We start from the raw sequence: 19,361 nt of genomic DNA on the forward strand, positions 1-19,361 counted from the left end.
CCACCGTCGCCACCGTCGCCGCCGCGGGCGCCGACCCCGCCGACCCCACCGTTGCCGCCCCGGCCACCGAAGACCGCAGCACCGGGCACGAGTTGTTGCGCCACGCCTGCGCTGCCGCCGTCACCGCCCATGCCGCCACCGGCGCCGTCGCCGCCGTCACCGCCGTCGCCGCTGACGACGAACTGGTGTGGCGCCGCCAGGAAGGCGCTGGCCCCCTGCCCGGTGCCGCCCTGGCCTCCCGACTGGTTGCTGCCGGGCGTTCCGTCGGCGCCCGCGCCGCCGGCCTTGCCGGTGATCGCGCCGTCGACGACGGTGTTCGTGGTCGGGAGTCCGGTGGAGCCCCGGTAGCTCGGGGTGCCCGCGGCGGCCCGCCCCACNGCGCCCGCGCCGCCGGCCTTGCCGGTGATCGCGCCGTCGACGACGGTGTTCGTGGTCGGGAGTCCGGTGGAGCCCCGGTAGCTCGGGGTGCCCGCGGCGGCCCGCCCCACGGGTGCCGGGTTGGCGCCGTCGAGGCCCGTTCCGCCCGCGCCGCCGTTCCCGCCCTTGCCGCCGTCGCCGTGCAGCGATCCGGCGGCGCCCCCGGCCCCGCCGTTCCCGCCGCGGACACCGGGCCCGCCGTCGGCGCCGTCACCCCCGTCGCCGCCGTTACCGGTCTGCGCGAACCTCCCGGCGTTGCCACCGGCGCCGCCGTCCTGACCGGGCGAGGTGCCGTCGCCCCCGCGGCCGCCGTCTCCGCCAAAGAGTCCGCCGTTGCCACCTTTGCCGCCGTTTGCGCCGTTTCCGCCGTCGCCCCACAGCAGGCCGCCGTTGCGGCCGTTGCACGCGGCGCCCGTGCAGTCGGCCGCGGCGTCGGCGCCGTCTCCGATCAGCCAGCCGCCGGTCCCGATCATCGGCGCCCGCGTTCCCGCCACTGCGGGACCCACCGGCGCCGGCCGCGATCCTCGATGTCCCGATCCCGCGGAGCCGAGCCACCAAACCTGTTCGGCGTCAGCATCTTCGGCGGACAACAGGGAATCGAAGGAGGCCAGCGCCACCTCACGGTGCGTCGTCGACGGCTCGCCCGGATGCAGGCTCAGCGCGATCCCGGCGCCGATCATCGCCGCGCCGCCGGTGCCCACCGCCAGCCACTGCCGGACGGTTCCCCGCTGCCGAATCGTGTCCGTCCCGCGCCCGCCATCGGACATGCGCAATCCCCCCGCCGCTGGTGTCATGGATTGCTGGAATCTAACCGGCAAATCCACGAACCAGTCAATAGGCGCGCCGGGTCAACTCCGGCGATCACGCACCTTGTAGGACGACGGCCACGACTGCCGGGTGTCGTCGCCGACCAGCGGCACACCCTTGCTGCCGATCCGGACGTCGTAGGCCTCCTTGCCCGCACCCACCTCGCGGTTGGCGTGCTCGGTGGCGAGATAGATCAGCTGATCGATCTCGGCCTCGGCGAAGGCCACGAACGTCGTCTTGCGCACGATCTCCTCTGCCGGCGGCACCATCCGCTCGGGCAGCAGCCGCGTCAGCAGTGCGGCGACGCCCAGCAGGGAGAAGGGCAACACCCAGTAGCAGACGAACGACAGCGGCGTGCGGGTGTCGAGGATCGTGGCGTCACCCTGGACGAGCGGCGGGATCAGCGACGACACCGTCATCCCGGCGAACGCCGCGATCCACACCCAGGTCAGTATCGAAGTGATGCGGGCGAAGACGTCGCTGTCGATCACCTCTTCGGGCTGGCCCACTTCGGCGAACTCGCGAACGAACGGCTTACCGATCAGCGCGCTGATCAAGGTGACCGCGAAGATACCGGCGTTGCTCAAGGGCTGGATCCACGTCTCCATGAAGGACTGACTCACGGTGAACGTCAGCACCGCCAGGACCACAAACGTTGCGACAGCACCGATTTCGAGCGTGCGGCCGGGCGAGCGCCTCACCCTGGCGACGACGAATGCGGCGACGGCCACGGCCAACGCGACCAGGACCGCGGCGGTGAACGGCACGTTGCCGACCAGGACCCAGTAGACGATCCACGGTGCGAAGCCGAAGAGTATTCCCACGAGCGCTCAGTGTATGGAGCCACGCCCGCGCGCGGACGTCTCCGGCGTTAGGTTGGTGCTCGTGGCGCGACGGGTCAACGTCTCCTCGGGCTCGGCGTTCGAGTCCGAGGTCGGGTACTCGCGCGCGGTGCGCACCGGCGCGCACATCGCCGTGGCCGGCACCACCGCCCCGGGAGACAGCCCGGCGGCGCAGACCCGGGAGGCGTTGCGCCGCATCGAGGTGGCACTCGGCGAGGTCGGCGCGTCCCTGTCCGATGTCGTGCGCACCCGGATCTTCGTCACCGACATCAGCTGCTGGCGCGAGGTCGGCGCGGTACACGCCGAGGTGTTCTCCGACATCCGGCCCGCAGCCACGATGGTCGAGGTGTCGGCGCTCATCGCGCCCGACCTCGTCGTCGAGATCGAGGTCGACGCCTACGTCGAGAGCTAAACCAGCGGCGCGAAGGCGCCGTCGGCCTCCGGCACGTAGGGAGTGACGCGGATCACAGCGTCAACCGGCAGTTCACCGAACAAATGTGGGAACACCATGCCATCGGGATCCCCCGGGACCCCGGGCTCCCAGCGAACAGGAGAGGTCAGCCGTGCCCCGTCGATGTGCAGCAGCACCAGGTCCGTGCGACCGGCGTACAGCCGGTTCGCGGGCAGGTGGACCTGCTGCGGGGTGGACAGGTGCACGAAGCCGACCTCGGTCAGCGACGGCGGTGAGTGCACACCGCGCCGCTGCGCCGTCGCCCACTCCTCGGCCCCGCACAGATGCACGAGTTCTTCCCCGGCTGGCATACCGGCAGCCCCTTCCGCTCGCAACGCGGGGGGTCGTGAGACACGACACACCCGTAAACCCCCGGGGAACAAGGCCGGAACCCCAAGCGTCTGACACAGTAGAAGTACGTCGCTACACCCTATGGAGGTGCCATGACCGCAACGCTCACCAGTCCCGAATTGACCAAGGCTGACCGCTGCGACCGTTGTGGTGCGGCAGCCCGGGTGCGTGCGAAGCTCCCTTCGGGAGCCGAGCTGCTGTTCTGCCAGCACCACGCCAACGAGCACGAGGCCAAGCTGGTGGAACTCGCCGCGGTCATCGAAGTGAGTCCGCTGGAGCCGTAGCGCTGAATCGGCCATGCTGGTCTGGTCATGACTGACCAGTCACAGGGGCCGGAATCGCGGCCATCGCCGCAGAGGCCGAGACCATCACGCCACCACATCCGCCGTGTCGCATTACGGACACTGTCGAAAAGCTGGGATGATTCCATCTTTTCGGAATCGGCTCAGGCTGCGTTCTGGTGCGCACTGTCGCTGCCGCCCCTGCTACTCGGAATGCTCGGGAGCCTGGCCTACATCGCTCCGCTGTTCGGACCGGACACGCTTCCGGTCATCGAGAGCCAGCTGATCAGTACGGCGGCGAGGTTCTTCTCACCGAATGTGGTCAGCGAGATCATCGAGCCGACGGTGCGCGACATCGTGCGCGGCGCGCGCGGCGAGGTGGTCTCGATCGGCTTCGTGATCTCACTGTGGGCCGGCTCGTCGGCGATCTCGGCGTTCGTCGATTCCATCACCGAGGCGCATGACCAAACCCCGCTGCGACACCCTGTGCGGCAACGGTTCTACGCGCTGGGGCTGTATGTGGTGATGCTGGTCGGGGCGATCGCCACCGCGCCGTTCCTCGCCCTGGGCCCGCGCAAGGTCGCCGAGTTCATCCCGGACAGCTGGGACAACGTGCTGCGCTACGGCTATTACCCGGTGCTGTTCGTGGCGATCACGGTCGCCGTGAACGTGCTGTACCGGGTCTCGCTGCCCAAGCCGCTGCCGACACACCGGCTGCTACTGGGGTCGGTGCTGGCGACGACGGTGTTCCTGGTCGCCACGTGGGGGCTCCGGTTGTACCTGACCTGGATCACCAGCACGGGCTACACCTACGGGGCCTTGGCGACACCGATCGCGTTCCTGCTGTTCGCGTTCTTCCTCGGGTTCGCGATCATGATCGGCGCGGAACTCAACGCCGCGGTCGAGGAGGAATGGCCGGCCCCGAGCACGCATGCCACCCGGGTGCGCGGCTGGCTGGAGGCCCGGGCGGAAGCCTTCGGCGCGAACGGCTCGGCGCCTTCGGGCGACGCGGAGACGAGACCGGTGGTGCCCGCGGCCCCCGACTCCCCTACTTCTTGAGCTGGTCGTAGATCCGCTTGCAGTCCGGGCAGACCGGCGAGCCGTGCTTGGCCGAACGGGTGACCGGGAACACCTCGCCGCACAGCGCCACCACGTGGGTCCCCATGACCGCGCTCTCGGCGATCTTGTCCTTCTTCACGTAGTGGAAGTACTTCGGGGTGTCGCTGTCGGTGCCGTCGTCGACGCGTTCGTCGGTGTCGGTGCGCTCGATGGTGTCGGTCTGCATGAGGCCATTCTGCCTGGGAATGAATCGGTAATAAATGCGACGGGCATTGCCCGTCCCGGATGTGGAACAGTGGAGAGATGAAACAAAGCCCTGAGCTGAGTTTCGACGACGAGGGTCGGCCGGTTCTGATCACCCGGGCCGCTCCCGCCTACGAGGAACAGCACCGTCAGCGGGTGCGGAAGTATCTGACCCTGATGTCCTTCCGCATCCCTTCCCTCATCCTGGCCGCGGTCGCCTACGGCATCTGGCACAACGGCCTCGTCTCTCTGGCCATCGTCGTGGTGGCGATCCCGCTGCCGTGGATGGCGGTGTTGATCGCCAACGACCGTCCGCCGCGACGGGCGGAAGAACCCCGCCGGTACCAGAACCAGAAACGCATTCCGCTGTTCCCGACCGCCGAGCGGCCGGCTCTGGACATCGCCCCTCCCCGGGCGCCGCAACCTGACGCCGACGGTTTCGGCGGCGGGGATCGCAGCTGAGCTCGTTCTGGCTCATTTCTCAGCACATTCTCAGGTCGACCTCCGATAACCGCAGTTCAGGACGTGTGAACCCGGCGGAACGTGGGAACTCTCAGCGCGTCTAGGGCGTTGTAGCTCTTGAAAGTTCCACCCGATCAGGAGGCCGTCATGGCAAATGCCACCACCAGCCGCATGGACCAAGACCTCGACGCTCAGAGCCCTGCCGCCGACCTTGTGCGCGTGTATCTGAACGGCATCGGCAAGACGGCGCTGCTCAACGCTGCCGACGAGGTCGAGTTGGCCAAGCGGATCGAGGCGGGGCTGTACGCGCGGCACCTCCTGGAGACGCGGAAACGGTTGGGCGAGAACCGCAAACGCGATCTGGCCGCGGTGGTCCGGGACGGCGAGGCCGCGCGGCGGCATCTGCTCGAGGCGAACCTGCGACTGGTCGTCTCGCTGGCGAAGCGCTACACCGGCCGCGGGATGCCGCTGCTGGACCTGATCCAGGAGGGCAACCTCGGCCTGATCCGGGCGATGGAGAAGTTCGACTACAGCAAGGGCTTCAAGTTCTCGACGTACGCGACCTGGTGGATCCGGCAGGCCATCACGCGCGGCATGGCCGACCAGAGCCGCACCATCCGGCTGCCCGTGCACCTCGTCGAGCAGGTCAACAAGCTCGCCCGCATCAAGCGCGAGATGCACCAGAACCTCGGCCGCGAGGCCACCGACGAGGAGCTCGCCGCCGAGTCGGGTATCCCGGTGGAGAAGATCACCGATCTGCTCGAGCACAGCCGCGACCCGGTGAGCCTGGACATGCCGGTCGGCAGCGACGAGGAGGCGCCGCTGGGCGACTTCATCGAGGACGCCGAGGCGATGTCGGCGGAGAACGCGGTCATCTCCGAGCTGCTGCACACCGACATCCGCTATGTGCTGGCCACGCTCGACGAGCGCGAGCAGCAGGTGATCCGGCTGCGCTTCGGCCTCGATGACGGCCAGCCCCGCACGCTCGACCAGATCGGCAAGCTGTTCGGGCTGTCCCGTGAGCGGGTGCGCCAGATCGAGCGCGAGGTGATGGCCAAGCTCCGCAACGGCGAGCGCGCCGACCGCCTGCGCTCGTACGCCAGCTGATCTCAGACATCCTGCACAGAGACGATGCCCGCCGTGTTGACGGCGGGCATCGTCGCTTTCCAGACGTGTTCAGGAATTTACGAATAGATCTCTTGTGATCTGTTCTGTAATCCATTTAACATGACGTATGCGTTCCTCGCGCCTCGCCCGCACGGTGACCCTGGTCGCCGTCGCGCTGGGCATCGCGTGCACCGCATGTAGCAACCCGGCCAACTCGGCCGGTCCTCCCCCGATCGACGGGCTCGCCGGGATCGACGTCCCGGTCGACGAGAACGCGCGTGCCGCGCTGCCCGCCGACATCCGTACCGCCGGCGTGGTGCGCGTCGCCACGGACGTCCCCTACGCGCCGTTCGAGATGTTCGAGTCCAATGGCGGCTCGATGATCGTCGGGCTCGACTACGACCTCGGCCAGGCGCTCGCCAAGACGCTGGGCGTCCGGTTCGAGTTCGCCCAGCAGGCGTTCGACGGCATCATCCCCGCCATCCAGGCCCGCAAGTTCGACATCGTGATGTCGGCGATGACCGACACCAAGGAACGCCAGGGCGTGCTGGATTTCGTCGACTACTCCGTGTCCGGCAGCGGAATCCTGGTGGCCAAGGGCAACCCCCACGGCATCACGACCTTGACCGATCTGTGCGGGCGCGACGTGGCGGTGCAGAGCGGCAGCAAGCAAGCCAAGATGCTGACCGGCGAGGACAATCCGTGCCGCGCGGCGGGCAAGCCCGATCCCGTCGTCGCGCAGAAGCCCAAGGACACCGACGCGCAACTGGCGCTGCTGAGCGGTCAGGTGGTCGCCGACTTCATGGACAAGCCGGCCGCCGGTTACGCCGCCAAGACCGCCGGGGACGGCAAGTACTTCGAGGTGGTGCACGACCCCGCCGCACCGGGCGGGATCGACGCCACCCCGAACGGCATCGGCGTCGGCAAGGACCGGCCCGAGCTGACCGAGGCGATCCGCCGGGCGCTGCAGCGCCTGATCGACGACGGCACGTACAACAAGATCCTCGCCGCATGGGGCGAGACCGGGATCGCGATCCCCAAGGCAACCATCAACGCAGGCGAGAGCTGACTCATGGACATCGCGGCACGCAACACCACCGACCGGCCGATCCCGACCACCCCGGACGCCGAGACCATGGAGACCATCCCCGCGCGCCACCCGATGCGCTGGGTGAGTGCCGCGGTGGTGGTCGTCATCGCCGTGAGCGTGGTCGTCTCGCTGGCCACCAATGACAACCTCAAATGGTCGGTCGTCGGGGACTACCTGTTCAGCCGCCTGGTTTTCGAGGGGCTGTGGACGACCCTGTGGCTCACCGTCGCCGCGATGATCATCGGCATCGTCGGCGGGGTCATGCTGGCGGTGATGCGGCTGTCGGCCAACCCGATACTGTCCGGACTCGCCGGACTGTTCGTCTGGGTGTTCCGCGGCACGCCGCTGCTGGTGCAGATCATCTTCTGGGGGTACCTAGGCGCGCTGTACCCGCAGCTGATCTTCGGTATCCCGTTCACCGACATCGTCTTCTTCGACAAGTCGACGAGCACGATCGTCACCGGCTCGATGGCCGCGCTCCTCGCCCTGGGGCTCAACGAGATGGCGTACGCCTCGGAGATCGTGCGGGCCGGTCTGCTCGCCGTCGACGACGGCCAGACCGAGGCCGCGTTCTCGCTGGGCATGACGCCGGCGGCGACCACCCGGCGGATCGTGCTGCCGCAGGCGATGCGGGTCATCGTTCCGCCGATGGGCAACGAGACCATCACGATGCTCAAGTCGACCGCGCTGGTGTCGGTGATCTCCGGACACGACCTGCTGACGAACCTGCAGAACGTCTACTCGAAGAACTTCGAGGTGATCCCGCTGCTGATCGTGGCCAGCATCTGGTACCTGGTGCTGACCAGCCTGCTGTCGATCCCGCAGGCGTGGCTGGAACGGCGTTACTCCCGCGGCACGCTGCCGCTCGGCAACGACGGTCCGCTGACCCGCCTGACCGGGCTGCGCCTGCGGCGCCCGGCGAAGAAGTCAGGAGAACAATCGTGACGACGACACGCGCGCAGCCGATGGTCGAGGCCGAGAAGGTGCACAAGCGCTTCGGCCACCTGGAGGTGCTGCGGGGAATCGACCTGACGGTGCAGACCGGTCAGGTGATGTGCCTGCTGGGGCCGAGCGGCTCCGGGAAAAGCACTTTCCTGCGGTGCATCAACCACCTCGAGAAGATCGACTCCGGCCGGCTGTCGGTGGACGGGCAGCTGGTGGGCTACCGCGTCGACGGCAACAAGCTGCGGGAGCTGACGATCAAGGAGGTCAGCAAGCGCCGCGCGGGCATCGGTATGGTCTTCCAGCGCTTCAACCTCTTCGGGCACATGACGGCGCTGAAGAACATCATCGAGGCCCCGATGCAGGTCAAGGGCGTCAGCCGCGATGTCGCGGTGGCCGAGGCGCGCGAGCTGCTCGATCGGGTCGGGCTCGCCGACAAGGCCGACGCGTACCCCTCGGCGCTGTCCGGCGGTCAGCAGCAGCGGGTGGCGATCGCCCGGGCGCTGGCGATGAAACCGCAGCTGATGTTGTTCGACGAGCCCACCTCGGCGCTCGACCCGGAACTGGTGGGCGACGTGCTGGCCGTGATCCGCGATCTGGCCGCCGACGGTATGACGATGGTGGTGGTCACCCACGAGATCGGGTTCGCGCGCGAGGTCGCCGACGTCGTGGTGTTCATGGACGGCGGCGTGATCGTGGAGTCCGGGGACCCGCAGCAGGTGCTGGTCGATCCGCGGGAGAGCCGCACCCGCGCGTTCCTGTCGAAGGTGCTGTGACCCTGTCCCCCGGCGCCGCGTATGCGCTTGCCGCCGAACGGTATCCGGCGTTCGTCGCCGACCTGGCCACGCTGGTCGGCATCGACTCCGAGTCCTCCGACGCGGGCGGGGTCAACCGGATCGCCGACGTCGTGTGCGACCGCGCGCTGCGGTCGGGTTGCCGTGTCGAGCGGGCCGCCGGTGGGACGCACGAGGGCATCCGCCTGGGAGATCGGGTGGTCGTGCGCCGATCGGGGTCCGGCACGGCACGCGTGCTGCTGCTGGCGCACATGGACACCGTGTTCGCACGCGGTACGGCCGCGGCGCGGCCGTTCCGGGTGGCCGACGGGCGGGCGTACGGGCCCGGAGTGTGTGACGACAAGGCGGGCCTGCTGGCCGGGCTGACGGTGCTGGACATCCTGGCGGGCGCGCAGCCGCACAGCGTCGCCGAGGTGGTGCTGCTGTGCGTTCCCGACGAGGAGATCGGGTCGCCGACGAGCCGGGACGAGATCGCCCGGCTGGCCGCCGAGTCCGACGTCGTGCTCAGCCTCGAAGGCGCGCGCGAGGACGGGTCGCTGGTCTCCAGCCGCAAGGGCATCGCCGACATCACCGTCACGCTGACCGGCCGCGCCGCGCACCCCGGCGTCGACTTCGAGCGCGGCGCGAACGCGGTGGTCGCCGCGGCGCTGCTGGTCGCCGACGCGCACCGCATCAATGCCGAGGTGCCCGGGGTCCGGGTCAACGTCGGCAGGATCTCCGGCGGCGAGCGGGTCAATGTCGTGGCGGCGTCGGCCACGGTCGAACTCGAGGTCCGGGTCGATCCGCGACCCGGGCTCGACGAGGCCATCGCCCGGGTCCGGCGACTCGTCGACACCCCATACGTGCCGGGTGTCACCGCGTCGATGACGGTCTCGAACGCCTGCCCGCCGATGCGGCGGGACCCGCGGCAGGACGTGGTGCTCGACGAGGTGCGCTCGGTGGCACACGAGCTGGGATTCGCGATCGACGACGTGTCGACCGGCGGTGCGGCCGACGCCAACTACGCCGCCGCGGCGGGTGTACCGACACTCGACGGGCTGGGGCCGGTCGGCGGCGACGACCATTCGGTGGACGAGTGGCTGGACCTGGACAGCGTGGTGCCGCGGATCGCGATGCTCGCGTGCCTGATCACACGGCTGCCGGCCGCGATAGGTTGCGTCGGAGCCGCGACGAGAGCCGACTGAAGGACAACCGATGTGAGTGGGATCGCCGATCAGCTGCGCGACCGCCTGGGTGATGCGAGTCCCGCCGAACGCAAGGTCGGCCGTGTGCTGCTGTCCGGCTACCCGCTGCTGGCCCTCGAGACGGCGACCACGGTGGCGCACCGCGCGGAGGTCAGCACGCCGACGGTCATCCGGCTGGTGACCCGGTTGGGCTACCGCGGCTATCCCGACTTCCAGCAGGCGGTGCGGGCCGAGATGGCCGACGCGGGCGCGTCTCCGGCCGCCCTCTACGACGCGCAGGAGTTCGCGTCGACGGCCACCACCGACCCCGCGGAGTTGACGCGCCGCACCGCCCCCACCGTGGCAGCCGCCGTGCAAGACACGATGACCGCGCTGCCGGAGGCCGAATTGTCCGGCGCCGTCGCATTTCTCGCCGATCCGAAGCGCCGCGTCCATCTGGTGGGCGGACGGTTCAGTGGGCTGATCGCGCACTACCTGTGCCTGCACCTGACCCAGATGCGCGCCGGTGTGCAGATGCTGCCCTCGACCGCGGTGGAGCGATCGGCCGTCGTCGCCGACATGGGTCGGCGCGATGTGCTGGTCGCGTTCGACTACCGGCGCTACGAGCCGTCGACGGCCGGGGTCGCCCGCTGGGTCCGCGAACGCGGCGGAGCGGTGATCTTGTTCACCGATCCGTGGTTGTCGCCCACGGCATCCCAGGCGTCCATCGTGCTGCCGTGCCGCGTCGATGCACCGTCGCCCTACGACAGCATGGTCCCGACCATGGCCGTCGCGGAGCTGCTCGTCACCGGGGTGCTCGCAGCGCTGGGAGACGGCGCGCTGGCCAGAATGCGGGAGATCGACGACGCCGCGACGGCGCTGGACGTGTACTGACCCGCCCGGGCCCGGGTCGGGCCATATCAGCCGCCGTTTCCCGTAGAATCGTCCCCGAAGAAGGGTGACCTAATGAACGACTTGGTCGATACCACCGAGATGTATCTGCGGACGATCTACGACCTCGAGGAAGAGGGCGTGATCCCGCTGCGCGCGCGTATCGCAGAACGCCTCGAGCAGAGCGGCCCCACCGTGAGCCAGACCGTCTCGCGGATGGAGCGCGACGGCCTGCTGCACGTCGCCGGAGACCGGCACCTCGAACTGACCGACAAGGGCCGCGCCCTGGCCGTGGCGGTGATGCGCAAGCACCGTCTCGCCGAACGGCTGCTGGTCGATGTGATCGGCCTGCCTTGGGAGGAAGTGCACGCGGAGGCGTGCCGCTGGGAGCACGTGATGAGCGAGGACGTCGAGCGCCGGCTCGTCCAGGTGCTCGACAACCCGACGACATCACCGTTCGGCAACCCGATCCCCGGCCTGTCCGAACTGGGGGTGGACGACCTGATCAACGACGCCCAGAACCTCGTGCGGCTGACCGAACTGCCCGCCGGCATGCCCGTCGCGGTCGTGGTGCGGCAGCTGACCGAGCACGTGCAGGGCGACGTCGAGCTGATCGCCCGGCTCAAGGACGCCGGCGTGGTGCCGAACGCCCGCGTCACCGTCGAGGTCAACGACCACGGCGGCGTGATGATCGTCATTCCGGGCCACGAGCAGGTCGAACTTCCCCACGAGATGGCGCACGCCGTCAAGGTCGAGAAGGTCTGAGGCACTAGCCCGCCCGCCTACCGAACGCCTGCCGCGGCGGCAGCCGCACCCCGAGTTGCGACGCCAGCCGGTAGCCGGTGCGGGCGAGCTCCCGGATCTGCTCCGGCCGCATGCCCGACTGCAGAGCCTGATCGAGCATGCCCGCCATCCGATGCAGTGGCGCGCACGTCAGCGCCGCGTCCAGCGAGATCCCCGCGAGAGGGCCGTCACCGCGTGCGTACGCCGAAAAAGCAAGCAGCACAAGCGCTTCCACTCGCCACGGCGACGGTAACCGGCGCGACAGGTCGGCCCACAGCGATTCGGCGACCCCGGCCCGGTCCCCGACGGCCAGCGCGTAGAGGGTGTCCCGCACGCGCGGGTCGGTGAATGAGCGCGCCAGCCGAACGGTCTGCTCGTCACACAGCGCCGTGCCGGCGGCGAGCTGCTCGGCGCACGCCAGCGCGTGCTCGATGTCGCTGCGTGCCTGTGCGCCCGCGCGGTCGTCGTCGAGTGGACCCATCTGCTCGATGACCTCGGCCAGGGCCGCGCTGCGCTGCGGGTCGGCCACCGCGACCACCTCGACGAGCTCGTCGCGCCGCGCGTAGAGGCGCCGCCCGTCGAGCACCGCGGCCGCCGCGATCGGCGAGGCGCTCGGATCCTCCACCCGCCCCGAGGCCCCGCAGCCGTCCGCGCACACCCAGGTGCCCCCGGCGGCGACGACGTCGACCACGTGGGCGGCCAGCAGCTCGACGCCCCACCGGGCCAGCTCGACCGTCAACTCGTGCGCCAGTTCGCGGTGCTCGTCGGCGCACATCGGACAGCCCGCGCCCTCGTCGTCGACGATCACCGCGATCACCGCCTCCGCACCGGCGGTCGCCGCCATCTCGGCCAGGTGCGGCACCCGGGGGTCCGCGAGGTCGGCGCGCAGGATCGCCCCCATCTCGTCGTCGGCCGCCGTGACGATCACGAGCGATTTCTCCGGCACGAAACCGAGGACGGCGGGCAGCGCCGCGATCAGGTCGCCGGGCCGGTCGAGGGGGGATTCAGGATGGGATGTCGAGGCCATGGGGCCAACCTCGCAACAACCACCGACGCTGGGCGGCCGACGGTGTCGCGGACCGGCCGATCTGTGGATGAAATCGCCTCTGGGGAGCGATCGGGGCCTGTGCGTCAGGTGTTCACATGAAGTTGACGTCGGTCGGCATGCGCACCGTCGGCATCCGGCGTACATCTAGTGACCATGGCTTCGATGCTGGAGTACGACCTGGTCGTCATCGGTTCGGGTCCCGGCGGGCAGAAAGCCGCCATCGCCGCCGCCAAGCTCGGCAAGTCCGTGGCCGTGGTGGAACGCGGACGGATGCTCGGCGGGGTGTGCGTGAACACCGGGACCATCCCGTCCAAGACGCTGCGCGAAGCGGTCGTGTACCTGACGGGGATGAGTCAGCGCGAACTGTACGGCGCCAGCTACCGGGTCAAGGAGAAGATCACCCCGGCCGACCTGCTGGCCCGCACCACCCACGTCATCGGCAAGGAACAGGACGTCGTCCGCTCGCAGCTGATGCGCAACCGCATCGACCTGATCTCGGGCCACGGCCGGTTCGTCGATCCGCACACCGTGCTGGTGGAAGAACCCCACCGCGGCGAGCGCACCACGGTCACCGGCGAGTACATCGTCATCGCGACAGGCACCAAACCGGCGCGGCCGGACGGTGTCGAGTTCGACGAGGAGCGGGTGCTCGACTCCGACGGCATCCTCGACCTCAAGACGCTGCCGACATCGATGGTCGTGGTGGGAGCCGGGGTGATCGGCATCGAGTACGCGTCGATGTTCGCCGCGCTCGGCACCAAGGTGACCGTCGTCGAGAAGCGCGAGAACATGCTCGACTTCTGCGACCCGGAGATCATCGAATCGCTGAAGTTCCATCTGCGGGACCTGGCGGTGACGTTCCGGTTCGGGGAGGAGGTGACCGCGGTCGACATCGGGGCGACCGGCACAGTCACGACGCTGGCCAGCGGGAAGAAGATCCCGGCCGAGACCGTGATGTACTCCGCGGGCCGCCAGGGGCAGACCGATCAGCTCGATCTGGCCAGCGCGGGGCTCGAGGCCGACCACCGCGGCCGCATCTTCGTCGACGACAACTTCTGCACCAAGGTCGACCACATCTACGCGGTGGGTGACGTCATCGGCTTCCCCGCCCTGGCCGCCACCTCGATGGATCAGGGCCGGCTCGCCGCGTACCACGCCTTCGGAGAGCCCTGCAAGGGCATGACCGAGTTGCAGCCGATCGGCATCTACTCCATTCCCGAGGTGTCCTATGTCGGCGCCACCGAGGTGCAACTCACCAAGGATGCCGTCCCGTACGAGGTGGGGGTGTCGCGCTACCGCGAGCTGGCCCGCGGCCAGATCGCCGGCGACTCCTACGGCATGCTCAAGCTGCTGGTGTCCACCGAGGACCTGCGGCTGCTCGGCGTGCACATCTTCGGCACGAGCGCGACCGAGATGGTGCACATCGGGCAGGCGGTGATGGGGTGCGGCGGCACCGTGGAGTACCTCGTCGACGCGGTGTTCAACTACCCGACGTTCTCAGAGGCCTACAAGGTCGCGGCGCTGGACGTGATGAACAAGCTGCGCGCCCTCAACCAGTTCCGCACCTAGTCGCAGCCGTCGTCGAACGCAGCGGGCGGGGTGTCGGCCGGTCCGCCGGCCTCGGCCCGCGCCATCAGCGCGGGCAATGCCCCGTCGAAGCGCGGTGAGTACGACACCTCGTCGAGGCAGCCCCCGCCGTCGAGGCCGCCGATCACGCCCACCACGGTCGAACCCGCGATCCACGGCGCACCGGAGAACCCGGCGACGATCCCGTCGCAGTGCACCACCGGAAAGTCGTCGCGCGGGGCGACGGTGGCTGCCGTGCACGCCGTCGGCCCGCCGCCGACTCCGTAGCCGTAGCCGACCACGGTCACGTCGGTTCCCGGCGCGGGCGCCGGACCGAGGTGCAGACCGCCGGCGGCGAGCGTCTGCAGCGCCGGCCCGTCGTCGCGGCTCACCCGCGCGATCGCGTAGTCGGCCGCGGGATCCTGATCACGCACCCAGCGTGGGTCGAGGTAGACCGCCTCGAGGTGGCGGGGTTCGGCGGGGCGGGTGTCGGAGAAGCCGGGGATGAAGGTGGCGTCGAGGCCGTCGGCCATGCAGTGCGCGGCGGTCAGGATCAGGTCGGCGACGGCGGAGCTCAGCACCGAGGCACTGCAGACGTGCAGCCCGTCCGCACCCAGGAACACGGCGCCGACGCGCGGATCGGGTGGCACCGGGTGCGCCGACGGCGGCGTCGAGCTCACCGGCTCGGCCGCCTGCGGCGGAGCCGGATAGGCGGCTCCGCACGAGGTCAGCAGCGCCGCGGCCAGGGCGGCCGCGGCGAGCCGGAGGAGTGCGGGCGGGCACATACCCACCGATCCTCCCCCATCTGCCGCTGCCGTGACGGCCGGCGCGGTACGTGGGCACGGAATGTCACGCCGGTGTGTGGGTGTTCGAACAAGAGGGTGACGCCCGCGATACCGCTGTGGCGGCGATCCATCGGTGAGGGACACTGGACATTCACCCGACAGACAGTGAGGAGGCCATCGAGATGGCTGACGACGAGGAACCGGGTCAGCGCTACCAACCCGAGCAGACCGGCATGTACGAGCTCGAATTCCCCGCGCCCTCGCTCTCGTCCCCCGATGGTCGCGGCCCGGTGCTGATCCATGCGCTGGAGGGCTTCTCCGACGCGGGCAGGGCCATCAAACTGGCCGCCGAGCACCTGAAGAACACGCTGGACACCGAGTTGGTGGCGTCGTTCGCGATCGACGAGCTGCTGGACTACCGGTCCCGGCGGCCGCTGATGACGTTCAAGACCGACCACTTCACCAGCTACGACGAGCCCGAGCTCAACCTCTACGCGTTGCGCGACACCGTCGGTACGCCGTTTCTGCTGCTCGCCGGCCTGGAGCCGGATCTGCGCTGGGAGCGGTTCATCACCGCGGTCCGGTTGCTGTCCGAGCGGCTGGCGGTGCGCCGGGTCATCGGGCTGGGCGCGATCCCGATGGCGGTACCGCACACCCGGCCGATGACGCTGACGGCGCATTCCAACGACAAGGAACTGATCGCCGAGCACCAGCCGTGGGTCGGCGAGGTGGCGGTGCCTGGCAGCGTGTCGAACCTGCTGGAGTTCCGGATGGCCCAGCACGGCTACGAGGTGGTGGGGTTCACCGTGCACGTGCCGCACTACCTGGCCCAGACCGACTACCCCGCGGCCGCGGAGACGTTGCTCTCCGAGGTGGCCCGCAGCGGTTCCCTGCAGATCCCGACCGCGGAGCTGAGTCGCGCCGCCGCGGAGGTGGCCGAGAAGATCAACGAGCAGGTGGCGGCCAGTGCCGAGGTCGCTCAGGTGGTGGAGGCCCTGGAGAGGCAATACGATGCCTTCGTTGCCGCACAGGAGAACCGGTCCCTTCTGGCGCGGGACGAGGATCTGCCCAGCGGTGAGGAATTGGGTGCCGAGTTCGAACGGTTCCTCGCCCAACAGGCCGGTGAGTACACCAAGGACAAGGACAAAGAGGACCCCAGGGACAACACCTAGCCGTCCCCGCCGGTCCCCAGCTTTCCGTCCCGACGACGAAGTGGGCGACATGACCTTGACGAGAGACTGTCCGCGATGACCGAACGCAAGCCGAACCTGCGCTCCGTCCGGGAACTCACACCCACGCTGCACTACCGCACCATCCACGGCTACCGCAGGGCGTACCGCATCGCGGGGTCGGGTCCGGCGATCCTGCTCATCCACGGCATCGGGGACAACTCGACGACGTGGAGCACAGTGCAGACCACGCTTGCGCAGCGGTTCACCGTCATCGCCCCCGACCTGCTGGGCCACGGCAAGTCCGACAAGCCCCGCGCCGACTACTCGGTGGCCGCGTATGCCAACGGCATGCGCGATCTGCTCAGCGTGCTCGACATCGACAGCGTCACCGTGGTCGGGCACTCCCTCGGTGGCGGCGTGGCGATGCAGTTCGCCTACCAATTCCCCCAGCTGGTGCAGCGACTGATCCTCGTCGGCGCCGGCGGGGTCACCAAGGACGTCAACATCGCGTTGCGCTTCGCCTCACTGCCGATGGGCAGCGAAGCGCTCGCCCTGCTGCGCCTGCCGCTGGTGTTGCCGGCGCTGCAGGTGCTCGGACGCCTCGGCGGGGCACTGTTCGGCTCCACCGGCGCCGGCCGCGACATCCCGGACATGCTGCGGATCCTCGCCGATCTGCCGGAACCGACGGCCTCGTCGGCGTTCGCGCGGACGCTGCGCGCCGTGGTGGACTGGCGCGGCCAGGTGGTGACGATGCTCGACCGGTGCTATCTGACGCAATCGGTCCCGGTGCAACTGATCTGGGGCAGCGGGGATTCGGTCATCCCCGTCAGCCATGCCGAGATGGCGCACGCCGCGATGCCGGGATCGCGGCTCGAGATCTTCCCGGGCTCCGGTCATTTCCCGTTCCACGACGACCCCGACCGGTTCGTCGAGGTGGTCGAGAAATTCATCGACGGGACCGAACCCGCTGTGTACGACCAGGACTACCTGCGCACCCTGCTGCGCACCGGCATCAGCGAGAGCACGCTGTCGGGGTCGGTGGACACCCGGGTGGCCGTGCTCGATGCGATGGGGGCCGACGAGCGCAGCGCCACCTGACCCGGCCGGCACGTAGCATCGGCCTCATGGCCATCGATGTGACAGTGCTGCGGGTGTTCACCGATGAGAACGGCGGCTTCGGCAATCCGCTCGGCGTCGTCGACTCGGCCACCGTGGCGCCTTCTGACCGGCAGCGGATTGCGACCGAATTGGGTTACAGCGAAACGATTTTCGTGACACTGCCCGATCCGGGCACCCGTACGGCGCATGCCCACATCCACACACCGACGGTGGAGCTGCCCTTTGCCGGCCACCCCACGGTCGGCGCGGCATGGTGGCTGAAGGAACGCGGCACACCGGTCAGGACCCTGCAGGTTCCGGCGGGCATCGTGCAGGTGAGCCACTCCGGCGACATGACCTCGGTGAGCGCACGCGCGGAGTGGGCGCCGGACTTCTCGTTCTACGAGATACCCACTGCCGAGGCGCTCGCCGCCGCCGATCCGGACGACTACGGCGACGCCGTCGAGCACTATCTGTGGACGTGGCTGGACCGCGAGGCAGGGACGATCAGGGCGCGGATGTTCGCCCCGCACCTCGGCATTCGCGAGGACGAAGCGACCGGTGCAGGCGCGGTGCGGATCACCGAACATCTCAGTCGCGACCTCACGATCATCCAGGGCCAGGGATCGATGATCCGGACCGTCTGGAGCCCAGAAGGGTGGGTGCAGGTGGCAGGACGCGTGGTCGAGGATGGGCACCGCGTCCTCGAGTGAGTGCGTCAGCTCCCCGCCGGCACCTCGCGGTGTGCGCGCAGGGCCTGGATCTCCCGCTCGAAGTCCTCGGCTGACGAGAACGACCGGTACACCGATGCGAACCTCAGGTAGGCCACCTCGTCCAGCTCGCTCAACGGTCCGAGAATGGCGAGACCGACCTCATGGCTGGGCACTTCGGGAGATCCGGTGGCACGCACCGCATCTTCGACCTTCTGCGCCAGCAGGTTGAGTGCGTCGTCGTCGACCTGGCGGCCCTGGCAGGCCCGGCGCACACCCTTGATGACCTTCTCGCGGCTGAAGGGTTCGGTGACGCCGCTGCGCTTGACCACGGCCAGCACCGCGCTCTCCACTGTCGTGAAGCGACGTCCGCACTCGGGGCAGGATCTGCGCCGCCGGATCGCCTGACCTTCGTCGGTCTCGCGGGAATCGACCACCCGCGAATCGGGGTGACGGCAGAACGGACAGTGCATCACCGCTCCTTCACCGCACCGGCAGACCGCTTCGAACGTCTTCGAGCGTACCTGCGCTGGGCGGACACAGCGCAGCAGCGGAGCCGACGGCGCGTTCCCCGCGGGGACAGTCCGCCCGGAGCGGGCACAGGAATGGTCGTGCATGGCGATCGCGCGGGTCAGGCGACCGGAGCGATGAGGGTCTGACCAGCGTCCAGCGCGACCGTCTGGAGCTTGTTCAGCTCGCGGATCTTGTCGACGACGTCGGCGACCGGCGCGTCGGGCGCCACCCGCTGGGCGACCTGCTGCAGGGACTCGCCGGTTTGCACCTGAACCACCGCGAGCCTGCCGGGCACCTCGGTCTGGCCGCCCAGCAGACCGCCGGCCTGGGCGACCAGGCCCAGCCACACGGTGATGGCGGCGGCGACCAGCGCGAGCAGCACGGTGGTGGCGGGCGTGATCGGACGGCGGCGGTGCGAGGCCCGGGACACGAGGACACCGCTGCCGCGGTAGGCCATCGGCGCTCCCGCCGGGCGCTGCGAGCGGGGCCGGCGAGCCGCCGGCGTGCGGTGTGGCTGGCCGACCCGCACCGGACGCGCACTGCGGGCCGGCACGTCCCAGACGTCGGAAGTGTGGAGAACGGTCATCTGTCTGCCTCTCGGTCGGTGAGCCATATTCGCTCCTGTGTTCGAACAGTAGTCGATCATGTGTTCGATGAATAGAACATGTGATCGAACTGTTGCGAACGCTAACGCAGGCCACCGACAAGTCAGCTCGACCGCATGTTCGACCGGGCGGATTCCGACACGCCTCGAACACATGTTTGATTCCGACGGCGTGCCGCGTT

The 19,361-nt window shown here is 69.3% G+C and carries 22 protein-coding genes and 1 pseudogene; 15 read left to right on the plus strand and 8 right to left on the minus strand.

Annotation, left to right across the window (positions count from 1 at the left end):
- Positions 1–377: pseudogene (locus MCHUDSM44219_RS31525) on the minus strand (hypothetical protein); the annotation flags it as partial.
- An 888-nt stretch (positions 378–1,265) separates the two neighbouring features.
- Positions 1,266–2,048 (minus strand): hypothetical protein, encoded by a 783-nt coding sequence (locus MCHUDSM44219_RS07080; RefSeq protein ID WP_048417538.1) that lies wholly within the window; start codon positions 2,046–2,048, stop codon positions 1,266–1,268.
- Between the two features lie 13 nt (positions 2,049–2,061).
- On the opposite strand from MCHUDSM44219_RS07080, the gene MCHUDSM44219_RS07085 reads away from it, so the two are divergent.
- Positions 2,062–2,478, plus strand: coding sequence for a RidA family protein (locus MCHUDSM44219_RS07085; RefSeq protein WP_048417539.1), 417 nt, complete (start codon positions 2,062–2,064; stop codon positions 2,476–2,478).
- Here MCHUDSM44219_RS07085 and MCHUDSM44219_RS07090 read toward each other — a convergent pair.
- On the minus strand, positions 2,475–2,828 hold the full coding sequence (locus MCHUDSM44219_RS07090) for a DUF952 domain-containing protein (RefSeq protein ID WP_048417540.1): 354 nt from the start codon (positions 2,826–2,828) through the stop codon (positions 2,475–2,477). The two genes, MCHUDSM44219_RS07085 and MCHUDSM44219_RS07090, sit on opposite strands and share 4 nt — an antisense overlap.
- Before the next feature lie 132 nt (positions 2,829–2,960).
- Between MCHUDSM44219_RS07090 and MCHUDSM44219_RS07095 the strand changes: the two genes are divergently transcribed.
- Entirely contained in the window at positions 2,961–3,152 is a 192-nt protein-coding gene (locus MCHUDSM44219_RS07095) for a DUF7455 domain-containing protein (protein ID WP_043408089.1), read from the plus strand.
- A 27-nt stretch (positions 3,153–3,179) separates the two neighbouring features.
- Positions 3,180–4,208 carry a YihY/virulence factor BrkB family protein gene (locus MCHUDSM44219_RS07100; RefSeq protein ID WP_082162088.1) on the plus strand — a complete coding sequence of 343 codons (1,029 nt, stop codon included), beginning with the start codon at positions 3,180–3,182 and terminating at the stop codon, positions 4,206–4,208.
- Here the strand turns inward: MCHUDSM44219_RS07100 and MCHUDSM44219_RS07105 are convergent.
- Entirely contained in the window at positions 4,198–4,434 is a 237-nt protein-coding gene (locus MCHUDSM44219_RS07105; RefSeq protein WP_048417541.1) for a DUF3039 domain-containing protein, read from the minus strand. The genes MCHUDSM44219_RS07100 and MCHUDSM44219_RS07105 overlap by 11 nt on opposite strands.
- A 77-nt stretch (positions 4,435–4,511) precedes the next feature.
- On the opposite strand from MCHUDSM44219_RS07105, the gene MCHUDSM44219_RS07110 reads away from it, so the two are divergent.
- The 8 genes from MCHUDSM44219_RS07110 (at position 4,512) to MCHUDSM44219_RS07145 (ending at position 11,665) form a co-directional block, all read left to right on the plus strand.
- Complete coding sequence (locus tag MCHUDSM44219_RS07110) at positions 4,512–4,913, plus strand: DUF3099 domain-containing protein (protein WP_082162089.1); 402 nt, start codon at positions 4,512–4,514, stop codon at positions 4,911–4,913.
- A gap of 147 nt (positions 4,914–5,060) precedes the next feature.
- A complete protein-coding gene (gene sigB, locus MCHUDSM44219_RS07115; protein WP_048417543.1) occupies positions 5,061–6,020 on the plus strand; it encodes a sigma-70 family RNA polymerase sigma factor SigB in 960 nt (319 codons plus the stop codon).
- Positions 6,021–6,147: 127 nt separating this feature from the next.
- Positions 6,148–7,089, plus strand: a complete 942-nt coding sequence (locus MCHUDSM44219_RS07120; RefSeq protein ID WP_048417544.1) for an ABC transporter substrate-binding protein — start codon at positions 6,148–6,150, stop codon at positions 7,087–7,089.
- 3 nt (positions 7,090–7,092) lie between these two features.
- Positions 7,093–8,055, plus strand: coding sequence for an amino acid ABC transporter permease (locus tag MCHUDSM44219_RS07125; protein WP_082162090.1), 963 nt, complete (start codon positions 7,093–7,095; stop codon positions 8,053–8,055).
- Between the two features lie 20 nt (positions 8,056–8,075).
- The gene (locus tag MCHUDSM44219_RS07130) at positions 8,076–8,828 is read left to right on the plus strand and encodes an amino acid ABC transporter ATP-binding protein (RefSeq protein WP_048417545.1); all 753 of its coding nucleotides are present in this window, start codon (positions 8,076–8,078) and stop codon (positions 8,826–8,828) included.
- On the plus strand, positions 8,825–10,030 hold the full coding sequence (locus MCHUDSM44219_RS07135; protein WP_048417546.1) for a M20/M25/M40 family metallo-hydrolase: 1,206 nt from the start codon (positions 8,825–8,827) through the stop codon (positions 10,028–10,030). The genes MCHUDSM44219_RS07130 and MCHUDSM44219_RS07135 overlap by 4 nt, the downstream gene beginning before the upstream one ends.
- Before the next feature lie 12 nt (positions 10,031–10,042).
- Positions 10,043–10,903, plus strand: a complete 861-nt coding sequence (locus MCHUDSM44219_RS07140; RefSeq protein ID WP_048417547.1) for a MurR/RpiR family transcriptional regulator — start codon at positions 10,043–10,045, stop codon at positions 10,901–10,903.
- Between the two features lie 72 nt (positions 10,904–10,975).
- On the plus strand, positions 10,976–11,665 hold the full coding sequence (locus MCHUDSM44219_RS07145; RefSeq protein WP_043408080.1) for an iron-dependent transcriptional repressor DtxR: 690 nt from the start codon (positions 10,976–10,978) through the stop codon (positions 11,663–11,665).
- Positions 11,666–11,669: 4 nt separating this feature from the next.
- On the opposite strand, the gene MCHUDSM44219_RS07150 is transcribed toward MCHUDSM44219_RS07145, so the two are convergent.
- Positions 11,670–12,710 (minus strand): DUF4192 domain-containing protein, encoded by a 1,041-nt coding sequence (locus MCHUDSM44219_RS07150; RefSeq protein WP_048417548.1) that lies wholly within the window; start codon positions 12,708–12,710, stop codon positions 11,670–11,672.
- Positions 12,711–12,893: 183 nt separating this feature from the next.
- Here MCHUDSM44219_RS07150 and sthA point away from each other — a divergent pair, with 183 nt between their 5' ends.
- Complete coding sequence (gene sthA, locus MCHUDSM44219_RS07155; RefSeq protein WP_178044638.1) at positions 12,894–14,300, plus strand: Si-specific NAD(P)(+) transhydrogenase; 1,407 nt, start codon at positions 12,894–12,896, stop codon at positions 14,298–14,300.
- On the opposite strand, the gene MCHUDSM44219_RS07160 is transcribed toward sthA, so the two are convergent.
- Complete coding sequence (locus tag MCHUDSM44219_RS07160; RefSeq protein ID WP_048417549.1) at positions 14,297–15,082, minus strand: trypsin-like serine peptidase; 786 nt, start codon at positions 15,080–15,082, stop codon at positions 14,297–14,299. The two genes, sthA and MCHUDSM44219_RS07160, sit on opposite strands and share 4 nt — an antisense overlap.
- A gap of 182 nt (positions 15,083–15,264) precedes the next feature.
- Here MCHUDSM44219_RS07160 and MCHUDSM44219_RS07165 point away from each other — a divergent pair, with 182 nt between their 5' ends.
- The 3 genes from MCHUDSM44219_RS07165 to MCHUDSM44219_RS07175 all read left to right on the plus strand — a co-directional run bounded on the left by MCHUDSM44219_RS07165 (position 15,265) and on the right by MCHUDSM44219_RS07175 (position 18,065).
- On the plus strand, positions 15,265–16,254 hold the full coding sequence (locus MCHUDSM44219_RS07165; RefSeq protein ID WP_048417550.1) for a proteasome assembly chaperone family protein: 990 nt from the start codon (positions 15,265–15,267) through the stop codon (positions 16,252–16,254).
- Positions 16,255–16,329: 75 nt separating this feature from the next.
- A complete protein-coding gene (locus tag MCHUDSM44219_RS07170) occupies positions 16,330–17,352 on the plus strand; it encodes an alpha/beta fold hydrolase (RefSeq protein ID WP_048417551.1) in 1,023 nt (340 codons plus the stop codon).
- A 26-nt stretch (positions 17,353–17,378) separates the two neighbouring features.
- Complete coding sequence (locus MCHUDSM44219_RS07175; protein WP_048417552.1) at positions 17,379–18,065, plus strand: PhzF family protein; 687 nt, start codon at positions 17,379–17,381, stop codon at positions 18,063–18,065.
- Positions 18,066–18,070: 5 nt separating this feature from the next.
- Here MCHUDSM44219_RS07175 and nrdR read toward each other — a convergent pair whose 3' ends face one another.
- Together nrdR and MCHUDSM44219_RS07185 are read right to left on the minus strand one after the other, a co-directional pair.
- Positions 18,071–18,535, minus strand: coding sequence for a transcriptional regulator NrdR (gene nrdR / locus MCHUDSM44219_RS07180; RefSeq protein ID WP_043408064.1), 465 nt, complete (start codon positions 18,533–18,535; stop codon positions 18,071–18,073).
- A 158-nt stretch (positions 18,536–18,693) separates the two neighbouring features.
- Positions 18,694–19,161 (minus strand): LysM peptidoglycan-binding domain-containing protein, encoded by a 468-nt coding sequence (locus tag MCHUDSM44219_RS07185; RefSeq protein ID WP_048417553.1) that lies wholly within the window; start codon positions 19,159–19,161, stop codon positions 18,694–18,696.
- Positions 19,162–19,361: the final 200 nt, after the last annotated feature.

It is taken from the genome of Mycolicibacterium chubuense, assembly GCF_001044255.1.
GTDB lineage: Bacteria > Actinomycetota > Actinomycetes > Mycobacteriales > Mycobacteriaceae > Mycobacterium > Mycobacterium chubuense.